Annotated in this window: 3 protein-coding genes; all 3 read right to left on the bottom strand. The window is 40.0% G+C overall.

What is annotated here, in order from left to right; genetic code table 11:
* Positions 1-102 precede the first annotated feature (102 nt).
* Positions 103-243, bottom strand: a complete 141-nt coding sequence (locus tag O9324_RS14950) for a hypothetical protein (RefSeq protein WP_288140590.1) — start codon at positions 241-243, stop codon at positions 103-105.
* Positions 240-383 carry a hypothetical protein gene (locus tag O9324_RS14945; RefSeq protein ID WP_288140589.1) on the bottom strand — a complete coding sequence of 48 codons (144 nt, stop codon included), beginning with the start codon at positions 381-383 and terminating at the stop codon, positions 240-242. The genes O9324_RS14950 and O9324_RS14945 overlap by 4 nt, the downstream gene beginning before the upstream one ends.
* Before the next feature lie 94 nt (positions 384-477).
* Positions 478-14,808 carry a putative Ig domain-containing protein gene (locus O9324_RS14940; protein WP_288140588.1) on the bottom strand — a complete coding sequence of 4,777 codons (14,331 nt, stop codon included), beginning with the start codon at positions 14,806-14,808 and terminating at the stop codon, positions 478-480.
* Positions 14,809-15,248: the final 440 nt, after the last annotated feature.

The raw sequence follows: 15,248 nt of genomic DNA, 5'->3' as shown, positions 1-15,248 counted from the left end.
AAACATGAATCGTAGGGTGCGAAGCGCGAAAGCGTAACGCACCGGTTTAATGGTGAAGTTGGTGCGTTACGGCGGATTGTTAATTTGTTTTTTTGCCAGAGATTATCGCCGCCTAACGCACCCTACAAGATCAGCGATCGCTGGAGGAATCTCCGTCGCATAAGCTCCTGTTGGATGACTTAATCCATCTCCGTAGTACGGGGCAGAAGCCAAAATCGTCCCTGTTCCTACGATTTCTCTCATCCCACTATAATCAGTGTAATGGAACAGAGGAATACCACAAGTCGCTGCTGCTGCGATCGCAGCAATTTTTGCCGATAGTAATAAAATGTAGAAACATGAATCGCAGAATCGTAGGGTGCGTTAGCGATAGCGTAACGCACCAATTTAATGATGAAGTTGGTGCGTTACGGCGGATTATTAATTTGTTTTTTTTGTCAGAGATTGTCTCCGCCTAACGCACCCTACAAGATCTATCTATAACCCTATAAAAAGAGTCCGTAAAACTGAAGTAAGTTCTAAACTTCCTTGTAAAACTCCTGACAATGATCCTGTGGCCAATTTTGCTTCAATAGCAACGAATGAAGCTTCCGCCGCCGCCGCAGATTGTTCCGTAATTACAACAACCTCTTGAGCTAAACCGCGAAGTGCTTGATTAGAAGGCGTACCTAAAGAGAAGGTTTTGATTTGACCCCCTAAACGAGCCAATGAACTACCGCCAAGAGGAATTTTTGTTTTTGTTTCAATAATTATTAACCGATCCCCTAACTTTATAACAGCATCAGCGACGCGAATTCCACCGGGTCCAGTAAAACGTACACCAGTAAATACGGCATCTTTGCCAAACTGTCTTTGCAGTTGAGCTATAACAAATCTCTCGAAAGTTTTACCAGCAAGATTATTAACTGTAATACGAGCGAGATTGCCTCCTAAAAAACTAGCACTTGTTGAGAAAAATCCTCCGAGATTTAATCCAACTATAGTAAAGTTCCCAGATGGATCGATATTAATAACAGGGCTGGCATGACCATAAATATATTTATTCAACGACACTGGAACAGTTTTGATACCCGCAAAGCTATCTCGACTTATAAACTGTCCTGTACTAACATCTAAATACCTCGCCCGTAAATAATCCAAACCTAAATTCGGATCGCGTTGTTCCCCTGCAAACAAATACAAATTCTTCGTATTTCCTAACTGCTTAATAATCTCCCCAAACGCTTCATAAGCATAACGATCGCTCACCAAACCATTAATATCCGTTAACGCTCTTGTACTTCCCAATCCATCCACATGATAGAAAGAACGCTGACTATTACGCAGTTGAGAAATCAAATCATGTCCATAAACATAACTCGCCTTAATAATCTTACTCGGAGTATATTCTTCCAACACCTGAGCATAATCGCGATTTTTATCCACCAAGAAACGAGTTTCATCGCCGTTAACCTTTTGACTAATTCTGATGCCATCACTATCATATTTATTAGTGACATCATTAACACCATCCCCATTATTATCCAAACCAATTAAGCGATTTTCCGCATTCCATTGATAGTTAACTTTATCCGTTCCAGTGGTCTTAGATAAGGTGTTACCATTATTGTCATAAGTGTAGGTAGTTGTTACCCCATTGGTGACTTCTTTTAATAAACGATCATTCCGATCATACTCATAAGTAGTATTACCTTCTACCGAATCATTGCGGGTTAAACGGTTGCTAACTGGATCATAAGTATAGCTAATCCTGCGGGTTGTTCCATCAATCACTTCCTCTTCTAAGAGACGATAAATATCATCATATTCGTAGTTAACTTTCCGTCCATCTTGTTCGACAACTGCCAGACGATTACCCACCTTATCTAAGGTATAACGGAAACTGTTAATAACGCCATTGCTATTACTGTTTTGGAGATACAGCAGACGATTTAACAAATCATATTCACGGGTTTCTATTGTTCCATTGGGTAGGGTTGTTTTGCTCAGATTTCCAGCTAAATCATAAGTATAAGTTGTTACTCCGTTATTGGGATCTGTGACTGTTTTCAGGCGATTTTGCTCATCAAAAGTATAGCTAGTTTTACCAGAAGGAATGTTAACAGAAGTGCGGTTTCCTGCTGCATCATAAGTGTATTCAATTTTCACCCCATCAGGATCGAGGCGAGATAACAGGCGATCGCGGCTATCATATTGATAGGTTATTGTCCCATTACTATCGGTTTCTGTTGCTCGTTGACCTGTTAAGGTATAAGTATAGACAACTTGTTCATTATTGGGTAAGGCTTTCCTGATTAGTCGGTTGCGTTCGTCGTAGATAAATGTGATAATTTGACCGTTAAAATCAGTGGTGCTAATGATGTTACCTACGGCATCATATTGGGTGGTAGAATGCTGATTTAGGGGCAATTGGGTGACAATTCGGCGACCTATACCATCATATTCATACTTAGTAATATTGGCTTTGGCATCTTTTTGAGTAATGAGATTCCCCAGTTCATTATAGCCGTATTCAGTGCGATTATTCAGCGCATCAATTACTGCTGTTAATTGTCCTAAAGCGTTATACTCATATTTAGTTTTGTTACCTTCTTGGTCAATTTTGGCAATCACTCGACCTGCTTGGTCGAAAGTAGTAGAAATATTGGTATTATCAGCGAAGATTTGACCCGTAGGACGACCTAAATTATCATAGACAAATTGGGTTTTACGTCCCAAGGGATCGGTTTGACTAATTTGACGACCTAACGCATCGTAAGTAACAAGTATTCTGGGGTTATCTGTATCATCATTAGGGGTACTATCAGGAAGAATAGTTTCTGTTCTTCGTCCTGCATCATCATAAGTATAACGAGTAATATTACCCCGTTCATCTACTTCTGCAATAACACGTCCAGCTTTATCATAACGGGTTTCTTTGCGGGGATTGTCGGTGTTATCATTTGGGGTTAAGTCAGGATAAATAGTATAAATTAAACGTCCTAACGCATCATATTGGTATTGAGTAGGTCTTCCTAATTCGTCAATGTCTGCTGTTACTCGATTCGCTGCATCATATTCCTTGCGAGTCCGAGGATTATCACTATCATTATTCGGTGTTGCATCAGGATAAATTGTTTCTAATAGTTGTCCTCCCTCACTATAGACATACTTAGTAACCCGACCCAAAGCATCAATCTCTTTGATTTTTTGTCCCGCTGCATCATAAATTGTTTGGCTAATGTGCCCTTCCGCATCGGTGACTTTAATGATATTACCTTTGCTATCATATTCAGTCTTGGTAACGAGGGTACGAATACCATTAGTAGTAGTTACTTGGCGAGTTTCTGTTAGGCGATTACCATTGCCATCATAAGTATAGGTCGTTTCCTGGCCAAGGGGATTAATTTCTTTGGTAATATTCCCTCGGAGATCATATTCATATTTGGTTGTTCCTTCAGCAGTGGTTAACTGAGTTAATAATCCATTATTGTTGTAATTAAGCGTGACAGTTCCATTACTTAATCCAGTAATAGAGAGTAAATTGCCTCGACTATCATAACTGTTTGTGACAACGTTTCCTAGCGCATCAGTTGTCGTTAAAAGATCATTGTTACTATTATAATTATAGCGAGTGACATTACCTAAAGCATCGGTTTCGCTTAATTTATTGCCCTTACTATCATAAGTGTAGGAGAGTTTTTCCCCTTCAGGATTAGTTTCACTGAGAAGATTGTTCCTGTCATCATAAGTGCGTTTAATAATGCCACCATTAGCGTTAATTTCACTAACAATATTTCCCCGCAGGTCATATTCGTAGGTTGTCGCGTTACCAAGAGGATCTTTAACTGTATAGAGTGAATTATCTGGATTATAGTCTAACTGGACAGTTTTACCTTCCCCATTAAAAACTTTCGTTAAGCGTCCATTTTGATCATATTCGTTCTTGACTCCAGTTCGTCCCAAGGGATCGATAATTTCATCTAAGTAGTGAGGTTGAGCATTATTATACTTAAACTGAGTGGTATTATTTTCTCGGTCAGTAGCTTTAATTAAATCTCCTTTATTATCATATTCATATTTAATCTGTTTACCCATCGGATCAGTAACAGTAGTGATGCGACCTTGAGTATCTCTGCCAAAGGTTACTTTTAGTCCATTACTGCTGGTAATTCCCGCATCAGTAAAGGTTAGTTTATCGCTGTTGCGATTGGTAATACTATTAATATCTCCTGTGGTAGCATCAATGTCGTAAACAATGCCTTCTTTGGTGGTTAATTGATAGTAATTACCCCAATCTTGCGGATGGTAATGAGCAAAAGCAGAACCTCCACTAAAGGGAACGACTTGACCATTTTGTCCTCGAGTTAAGACGACTCCTGCTGTTTCTACACTTAAGGTACTGGTAGAACCTTTATCCGCGACAAATGTAGGAATAAATAAGGCACGGTTTCCCATCAGTGCTGTTAAAGGAATACCCATTACTTTCATTGGTTCTAACTTGAAGGTAAATCTTTCCCGTTTACCCCCTGGTAGTGTGATATAAACCGCATCCCCTTCTTTAAAACCCACACTGCGGAAACCTAATTCTTGATAAAGTTCATCTTTGGGTAAACTGGTTCGCACATCGGCATCTCGAAATTCCATGCGCCAACCAAAGCCAAAATCGTCTTTATTATTACTATTTAAAGTGTCATAAGTACGGGTTAAAGTAATGGGAATACCACCAACAGGAATCTCTAAATCAGTGAAGGAGAGTTGGAAATTCCCTAGCTTTAAATCCCCACTAACATCTAATAATTCTGCGACTCCATTACCTTTACCATTGACATCGTAGGCAACCAGACGGACTTGATAGGTATCATTAGGCAACAAGGTGGGATCTAATACTCCTAATACGCCATTGGTAACTGGAGTTGTGCCTCGGAACATTTCTTTGAAAGGTGCGCTACCATCAGCCGGAGCAACTTCAAGCGCATAATAAGCTAGGTTAGTATCGTTAACTGTGCCTTTAATGGGTGTGGGTGCGGTAATTTCAAAGTTAGCAATTCCTGATAAGTCTAAACTAACACTAGGTGCTTCCGTATCGGTGGGATCGAGAACATTAACAGTAGTGGTAGCTTCAGCTTTGTTTCCAGCAGCATCAAAGGCGAAAGCTTTAGCGGTAATAACTCCCGGATTTGTCGGGGTAAAGGTAGCGACTCCATTGCTATCAATTACGACGGGAGTATTATTAATTAGTAATTGTAGGTTAGCAATACCGACATTATCCGTTGCACTCACTTGGAAAGAAACTGCTTCCCCTTTATTGGTAAAGTTCTTATTACGATTAATAATAACTTTCGGTGCAGTAGTATCTGGTGCGACGGTGAGATTAAAGCTTTGAGTAACCTTGCCTCCTGCTGCATCGGTAATGGTTAAAGTAATAGCATGGATTCCTGTTTGAGGGGTAGAAGGAGTCCAGCTTAAACGTCCGCTTTCGTCTAGGATTATACCTTTAGCTTGAGAAGCCGGATCTAAACTATAGGTGAGAATACCGCCATCAGGATCAGTTGCTTGAATATCATAGCGATAAGCTACACCAGGAATTGCCCCTGTGGGTGGAGTCGTGGAACGAATCACGGGAAGGCTATTGACTTTAGCGGCTAAAGTATAACCTTGTGTCACCCCCAATCCTTGGGAATCAAAAGCGGCAACTACTACTTTATAATTACCCGTAATTGGTGTGTCCCATTGTACTAAGCCGGTGTTAGGATTAATGGTCATTCCTTGGGGTGATTCTATCAGTTGATAGGTTAATGATTGTCCCTCTGGATCACTCGCTTGAATTTGGTATTGATAGGCACTGCCTACATTCGCCACAAATAGAGGAGTAGAGGTGATATTTGGTGCTTGATTAATTGCTTGGGTTCCCACTACTAACCGATAGGTTTGAGTAGCAGTTGCGCCTTGATTATCGGCTACTAAAACATCAATATCATAGTTACCTATTTGAGTCGGTGTCCATTGAATCTTACCCGTCTGATCAATGGTCATACCGTTGGGTTTACGACCTAAGTTATAGGTTAAAATTCCGTTTTCTGGATCTTTGGCAACAACAGTATAGGTATAGGCTTGATTCGTAACTGTTCGGGTGAGGGGGACAGAGGTAATATTAGGAGGAAGATTAACCCCATTAACAGCCAGGGTAAAGCGTTGGCTGCTGATTGCACCTTGAGTATCTATCGCTTGAATAACTACTTCATGAAGTCCAATTTGATCTAGTTTAGGTTGCCAACGAATTGTTCCCTTAGTAACATCAAGAGACATTCCCTGCGGACGAGTTTCCAAAGACCAGAAAATCGGGTCGCCATCAGGATCATTCCCTACTAAATTATATTGATAAACTTGGTTAATATTGGCTTTTAGGGAAGGGGTAGAGAGAATTTGTGGGGCTTGATTGTTGCTACGTTGACTAACAACAGCAATCGCCCATTCTTGTTCAGCAAATCCACCCCGTCCATCGTTTACTTCAACTTTTACGGTATGATTACCCAATTGATTCGCTTCGGGAGTCCAAGTGATCAATCCTTGTTGATTCAATGTCATCCCTGTGGGGGCAGTTTGTAGATTAATAGTAAGGAGATCGCCATCGGGATCTGAGATATTTAAGGTGTAGAAGTATGATGTTCCTAAAGCAACGCTATTACGGGGTGTAGAGGTAATTTCTGGGGCATTATTAGGCGCAAAAGCCAGTACACTGAGATTATAGGTTTGACGAGTTTCTCCCCCTTTGCCATCACTAGCTATGAGAGTGAAAGTATGCTGTCCGACTTGAGAATTGATCGGAGTCCAGCGTAAGATTCCTGTAGTTGCATCAAGGGTAACACCTGTTGGGGCTGTGTCTAAACGGAAAGCGATCGCATCTCCGTCTGCATCTTGCGCTTGAATGTGGTATTGATAGGGTAGATTAATTACTGTATCTAAGTCAGGGTTAGAGGTAATAATTGGGGCATTATTGAGATTATTTACTATAACTTGGAAAGATTGTAGGCTCACTCCTCCTTTGTTATCTTGTACTCGCAAAGTTACATCATGAATACCGATTTGAGCAAGGGTAGGCTTCCAGACTAAAATGCCTGTGGTTGCTTCAACTGCCATGCCTTCGGGTTTGAGGGGAAGATCGAAGGTTAGAGGATCGCTATCGGGATCTGTTGCTTTAGCATCGTAGCGCAAAAGTTGATCAATTTGAGCGGTTGTGGGGGCTGTAGAGACAAAAGATGGGGATTGATTAGGTTTAATTTCGTTGGTTTTTGTATTGCCAAAGTTAATTTTTTCGACAATTTGACCTGATGTTAGAGTGACAGTATGGAAGCTAGGATTATTTGGGGAAGTCTGTTTATAACCCTCTGGTACAACTTCCCGCACAATATAATTACCTGGTGTTAAATTCGTAAGTCTGTATTGTCCAGTTTCATCTATTTCTAGAGTATTGGGATTGTCGGCAGCAGTTAGCTGAGTTGGTTCATTAGGATCGAGTAAACCGTTATTATTTAAGTCAAGATAAACAGTAACACCTGCTAGTCCTGAGTCTGGAGGAGTAGAAAAACTCGCGTAAGTTCCTTGACCATTCGTGGTTAATATAATCTGATTATCAGAATTCGATGGTTCGAGATCAATAATTGATTGTCCATTGCCACTTCGTAAGTTAGTAATCCCTTGAAATATCGGATGTGAATTGTCAATAATTGTGGAACTAATACCGTTGTATTCACTGACAAAAGTAAAGCCAAAGGCATTAAGAAATGCAGACCAACCAGAGGCTTCTACAGAAGCACCAGCACCACCAACACCTCCATAAAGGTAGACATTTCCACCAGATTTCACATATTGAATGAGAATTTGGTTATTTAAAAAGTTAATATTAGGAAAAGTTTGTCCAACAAATACAGCATCAAAAGATTGAAGTTGCTCTAGCGTAAAGTTAATATTTTGAGTTACTGTTAGAGAAAATCCGGCTGAAATTATGGCATCCTCAAGAGTTGGTGCATAATCTCGCTCTCCATCAATCGCATTAGCTTCAATTGCTAAAATTCTTCCTGATTTTTTACCAATAAGCCACTCAGATACATTAGCTGCAAAGAGACGTTCTTGTTCCCCAACATTATTAGTCGCTAAAGTATTTACATCATGAGCAATAATAATTTTTCCAGTTTTATTATAGACACCATCCCCATTAACATCTTCCCATTTATTCCCCCGAATTTCGCCTCTCCCATTAACAAAAACTTCACTATAACGATTATTTTCCTCATCACATTCATTAACCTGACCCTTTCCTGTTCCATCATCATCAGCTACAACCCAAATATTTTGTAAAGAAGTACCATCTACCGTTAGATTAACATCCTCAAAGCCACCAATTTCTAATTTTTTCGTTGTTTTAGTTGTCCCTAAAAGCACTCCTCCTGCTTTCGGATCGCCTTTGTAAAAAGCAACATTAACTCCAGAAGCCACAAAAATTGAGCCGCCATTACCGATTCTTGCTTTTATTGTTGTCTTACCTGCAACTTCTTCTGTGCGTAGGTAAGAAGCGGTTAAATCGGGAGCCGCTAGAGGACTATAGTTCGTTTGAAGATTAAGGCGATAGGTATTGTGAGTCTGCCAACTATTTTGTTCTTTGATAGGAATTGAGCCATCATCGTTGATATTAGTAATATGATAACTATGTTGATTCCAAATCTGTCGGGTAGAAACCCAAGTATCATTTAAATCACCAATGACAAAAATTCCGGTCTGGGAACCAACAGCATAGTTATTAGCAACAGCAACAATTTCCGCATTCCCATCAGCATCCACATCAACAATTAGTGGTAATTCATAAGTTGTTCCCGAACCTTTTGGTAATTGATAAAGAGTCTTGCCATCGCTACCATTATAGATTCTTAGATAAAGCTCATCTCCATACACAATTTCTGCATTGCCATCACCATTAAAATCAAAAACAGATGAACCCGTTACATTAGAACTGTTATCTTGAGTAACGCTTGTCCATTTAATTGAACCATCTGTTTCTAAAACAACGTATCTATTAGCACCAGCAACGCCGATTTCGGGTTGACCATCACCATCAACATCAGCAATAGTTGGCGCACCACCACGTCCGCCTCCGGGAATACTAATTCCTCCCCATTTCACTTGGCCGGTGTGTTCTAATAGAAAAACTTGTCCATTAGAAACAACTACAATTTCAGGGTTAGGATCGCTATCAAAGTTTCCTATAGCTGGGAAACCATCGCTAATAGAAGCATTCCAATATAATGAACCATTAGCGCGATAGGCACTTCTCCCAGCGATTACTTCTGGACTGCCATCTAGATCGAGATCAGCTACAACCGAAAGAGGACCGGGACCATTATCTCCACGGCCTAATCCTCCCACTGAGTTCCCCTGCCAAATAATTCTACCTTGATTATCGAGTACCGTTGCTCCGATAATTATTTCTGGTGTACTGTCTTGATTGAGATCAGCAATTGAAGCAGATCCCCAATTAATCCCCCCCCAAATTGCTGGACTACGCCATTTAAACGTCCCATCATGCTCAAAAGCAATTAAAGCATCTCCACTTTCTGCCGTCGCTAAAATTTCCGGTTTTCCATCATTGTCAATATCTCCAACTGCTACTCCTGACGCTCCTCGTACTTCATAAGCAGAATTAGTAACTGTCCAGAGTTCGCTTCCATTAGCTCCACTAATTGCACGCAATTTCCCATCAGTTGTATAGTTACTACCCGTAAACGTACTGAAAACAATATCAGGAATTTTATCACCGTTTAGATCAATGACTGCGGGAGTCATCATTACCTGATTAGAACTTGGTAAAACAGAGAAAGTATTTTTATTCCACTCAACAACCGGGTTAAATTGTCCAGAGGGTTGAACAAGACAATCTTGGCTGCTGAAAGCTAAATTATTGTTTTCATTCGTTTCAGTAATCACCTTATCAGCATCGACAAATCCCCAAATCGGACTATTGATAAAGCTCAAGAAACCTGACAAATTCGTGGTGACAGTTGTACTTTGACCCGCTTGTAGTGGCGTGTTAACTTTAGCTTCTCCTAAAACAGTATCAATTCCTACATCATAAACTTGATTAATGTTTCTATCTTCAAAGAAAACGACTTTAAATAGATCGCTTAAATTATTTAACCCTTGATTCTTGATTTGAGCAGATACTTGTCCCGATACGGTTAAAAGTTGCCCATCTATCACTAGATCTTCTGTATGAATATCAGCTAAAGTTAAATCAATATTTCTATCGGCTAATTCAATAATAAAACTTTGGGTATCGAATCCTCCTCGACCATCTTCAACTTTTACTTCAACATTGATCGGATTAGATTGAGAAAAAGTAGCCCAAGTAATCAGTCCACTATCAGGATTGATCACCATTCCGGTTGGTTTGTCAATTAAGGAGTAAGTTAATTTGTCTTGATCTGGATCGATGGCATTAACATCATAAAGATAATTATAAGCTTGTAAAGCTTGTTGACTAAAACCACTATAGAGAACATTAGACTGAGAATAATTATAAAAGCCAAATTTACCCGAAGTGTAAGTATTATCGTTAATGGTGACAGAATCTATAATCGTATTTCCTTCTTTAACTGTAATCGTAAATTGACCCGGTACGAAATCAATCGTAAATTTATAGTCTGTTAAATCCTTCCAAGCAACGGTATTGTGAAATAGTTGCTTAACTCGCTGTCCATTGCCATTCGTCGGCCATAAATCGGTTCCTGTTAAGGAAGAATTGGCATCAACAACTTTAATACTCATTCCCCGTTCAGCAAAACCTAACGAGGACTCATTTTGATCAGCTTGTTTCCAATCAAATACATAGAAGTGTTGAGGATCTTGATAGCCAAAAACAAAGCCGATATAGTCATCATCATCACTCGTTCCAACTCTCCAGGTTCCCTCAATTCTGTTATTAGTTACATCAACATTACTTAATAAAATAGAAGCATCAGCGTTAATTTTTTGTTCAACGACTGTATTTCCAGGTTGAATCTGCCAACTAGCATCGGGATCTTGAACGGTTAAATCATATTGAACACTCGTCCATTTCGATAAATCAAATAACTGCGGATTACCACTGCTAGAAATAGGATAAACTTTAGTTACTGGATCAGTAATAATAACAGGTGGCGTATTTCTGGCTTCTTGTTGAACTAAAATTTGATATTTCTGTTCAGCAACTCCTCCTTTTTCATCATTAACTTCTAATTCAACTTCCTGTAATCCTGTTTGATTGGCTGTTGCTGTCCAACGGATTAAACCCGTATTCGCATCGATAGTCATACCATTGGGAGCATTTACCAAACTATAGGTTAATGTATCACTATCAGGATCGGTAGCGATCGCTTGATACTGGTATTCTTGTTTGACTCTCGCATCAACAATAGGAATCGAAGTAATAATCGGGGGACGATTTGGAGGTGGCGCAATCACAGAAAGGGTATAATCTTGTTGATCTATCCCTCCTCTACCATCGTTTACTTGTACAGAAATACTGTAATTACCAACAGTATTTGTCCCAGGAGTCCAGCTAATTTTGCCAGTATCACTCTCAATAGTCATCCCGTTAGGTGCAGTTAAGAGAGAATAAGTTAGGGTGTCTCCCTCTAAATCTGTAGCATCAGCATCATAGATATAAGGTTTATTAATTAACGCTTCAATATCAGGATCGCTGATAAAATTTGGTTCTGTATTTAACTTTCCTAAAAAGACTAATTTGTATGTAAATTGAACCTCTTGCGGATTCAAGAAAGCCAGAGTTTTACTTTGGGTAATTTCATTGGGATCTAAGGTATTACTGGTTACTAAATTGCTCAGATTATAGTAAGGTAATCCTTCGGGAGTTATGCCATTTGCTCCCACCACCTGAACAGTAGGATCACTAATCGATTTAATCGCCACAACTAAAGGAGAATCAACGACATATTCTCCCTGATTCCGCATCACAAAATCTGCGTATAGGGTTTTACTATCTTCGTTAAAAGAAGTCCGTAAATATTCGGCATTTAGGCTGCTACTTATATCTGATAATTGACTAAAATCGATAATTTGATTAATGGCAGCAGCTTTAAGGTTCGGGGTGACAGGAGGTGCAGTTGTTCCATCTCCTGCTAACAGTTGAATATCCCTAATACGCACTGAAGTTTGCGTGTCACTATCATTATTAACTAACCGAAAGATTAAAGTAGCATCACCTGGTGTCACTCCCGTTAAATTCACCTTAACCGTCATTCCCGCAATACTTACTCCAGAAGCAACTGCGGAGGGTTGGTTTTCTGTAATATTAAAGAAAGCATCTCGATTAGGTTGAATTGTATGGATTAAAGAATTGCCTTGAGCATCGACTAAAGCGACTTCAAAAGCATCATTAATACTGTCAGGATCAGTAGTATCAAAGTTCAGATCGTTATAGGTAAAACTGAGGAAGGAAGAATCAACAGGAACACTAATAGTTTGCTGGTATTGCTTGCTAAAAATGTTATCTTCTCTCAGAAGAATACTATTGTCGCTGACTGCAATAAGAACAAAACTAATGGTTTGACTATCATTCCCTCCTTTACCATCAGTCACAGTATAAACAAAATTGCCCCCATTACCATTAACATCTGCTAGGGGTGTGTATAGCAAAGAAGTCAGAGACTTAATTGAAATCTCATCACCCACATTAATAACTGTACCATCAGCTAAAGTGATTTTTCCTTTAGTATTATCAGGTAATTGAGTGATAGAAACCGTTAAAGTATCCCCATCAATATCTGTAGGTGGATTAATATTTAAGGGGATAGGTTTACTATCTTCTGGTAAAGTAATAGTTTTATCGGCATCGGTGACAGGAGAGTTATTACCAGAAGTATTCTCAGGGGTAATGACAAAACTAATTGTTTGACTATCACTCCCTCCTTTACCATCACTCACAGTATAAACAAAATTGCCCCCATTACCATTAACATCTGCTAGAGGGGTGTAAAGCAAAGAAGTTAGAGAATTAATTGAAATCTCATCACCCACATTAATAACTGTACCATCAGCTAAAGTTATTTTTCCTTTGCTATTATCTGGTAATTGAGTGATAGTAACAGTTAAAGTATCCCCATCAATATCTGTAGGTGGATTAATATTTAAGGGGATAGGTTGACTATCTTCTGGTAAAGTAATAGTTTTATCGGCATCGGTGACAGGAGGACTATTATCAGGTGGATTCACCGGATTATCATTATCCAGAATCGTACCAATTCCCTCACCTTGAATCAGGATAGCATTGGTCACTCCTGTTAAATTGACGGTGAAGATTTCCGTAGGCTCGCTAATCGTATCGCCCTTCACATCAACTGTAATCTTTTTCTCCACTTCTCCCGGTGCAAACGTCAAAATCCCCGTCGAAGATTCATAATCTGTCCCCACCTGCGCGGTTCCATCCTTCGTCGTAAATTGAGCCGTAACTGTTGTATTTGTAGGCGCTGATAAACGAACTGTAAAATTAGCAGATTGAGTTCCTGTGTCCCCCTCCGTCACTGTGGTATTTTCAATACTCAAGGACGGTAATTGAATCGGTTCTCCAATTGGTTCCCCAAAACTGAACCGAAATACTAAATCATTAAAATCGCGATCGCCGCCGCCCCAAAAATCTTCCCAGGCCCAAGTCTGACTATCCTGTTGAGCATGGACATGATTCAAACCATCTTCATTCGCCGCCGCAAAGGAAAAGAAAACCGGCGGGGCATTTTCTTCCTTGGCGATCGCCTGCTCTGTCGTCCCATTAGCAACTAGATACCATCCCAGATATTTCCCAGAAGGGACGTTAAAAGTTTTACTATCAAACGCTTTCCCAGAGGCAAAAATTACCTGGTGGCGATCGCCTGACAAAGCCGCCTCTAAATAACCCTGATCCCCTGGTTTAATCCCATTAATCTCGCCATCCGGGGTATCAACCAAGTAATAACCCATCTCATTTTGAAAAGTATTATCCTGACTAACAGCCTCAACTGTTAGGGGAACCTGCTGTTCTTTGTCTCCGGGTAAGACAATTCCTGCTTGAGCAATATTAAAAACCACGTCGTTAAAATCTTGATCTCCCCCACCCGTCAAATCTTCCCAATTAAGTCGCCAGATTCCGCGGCCAAGATGACTACTTTGGGAATGATCAAAATTATCAGGATTAGCTCCTTTAAGGGAGAAAAAAGCTAACCCCGATTGACCTTGATTTTGTCGATTATTTTCTAACCAATTAGCGCTGGTATTATTCTGAATCACATAAAACCCTAGACGACTACCCCCCGCAACGGTAAATTCCCGCCAATTTCCCGCTTGATTACCCGAATTGAAGAGAGTTTGCCGGCTGGAACTGCTTAAAGCCGCTTCGGCGAATCCTTTTTCACCAGGAGCGATACCTTCTACCCCACCTAAAGGATCCACCAGAAAGAATCCCACTTCATTATTAAAATCGGCTTCTCGCAATGTCCACTGGACAACCATATTCACCCTTTCTGAGGGATTGCCCGGAACAACTAAAACCTCGCCTAAATCATCTAGCTGAGTGATTTGAGGAGTCCCTAGCCAAGAAGTATCTTGATCTGAAAAGGAGAAATTAGCAGCCTCTTGATTAACTAATAACGGGACTGATAGCAGAGAATCACCTTGATTAGCTAAGTTATCACTCACCGCCGCGCTCACGGGAGCAAGAAAATTGCTAGGGGAAGATAGGGTGAGAGGCGTGACTTGAGGAACCACCTCTGGCGTTGTCGGAGCCAGCATAGATGGTGCTGTCGCCATCAAGGTCCGATCGACTCCCAAAAGACTTGAGCTATCTTCTAGAAGTATTGGGGGAAGTGTTGGAAAATCCACTTATGCCTTCTGCTTGGATGTCTAGCTTGATTCATTAAATTAATCTTTGTTAGCATCCTAAGAGCGTTTCTTTTTACTGTCAATTACATATAAATTATTTGCATATATATATATATATATATATATTAGTTTTGCTAATTATATTAAATCCGTTTTCAATAATATGATTAGAGTTCTTGCATAATTAATTTTTGAGAGTTCATACTAAATCCGGTTATTAAAAACTGATTATTTATTTCCCCTTTTGCATGAGTGCCTCTTGCCGTTCGGCTGTCCTGATATGCAGCCTATACTCAACCGATTTTGGTTTTTATCAGAGATAATCGCCACAAACAAAAACATAAATCGTAGGGTGCGTTAGCGCAGCG

Origin of the sequence: Microcystis sp. LE19-84.1B, assembly GCF_027531875.1 — a bacterium.
Classification (GTDB): Bacteria; Cyanobacteriota; Cyanobacteriia; order Cyanobacteriales; family Microcystaceae; genus Microcystis; species Microcystis panniformis.
This window is presented reverse-complemented; position numbering and strand designations above follow the sequence as displayed.

Coding starts and splice junctions, on each gene's coding strand:
- O9324_RS14950 (WP_288140590.1), bottom strand. CDS start 243: ATGAGAGAAATCGTAGGAACAGGGACGATTTTGGCTTCTGCCCCGTAC.
- O9324_RS14940 (WP_288140588.1), bottom strand. CDS start 14,808: ATGGCGACAGCACCATCTATGCTGGCTCCGACAACGCCAGAGGTGGTT.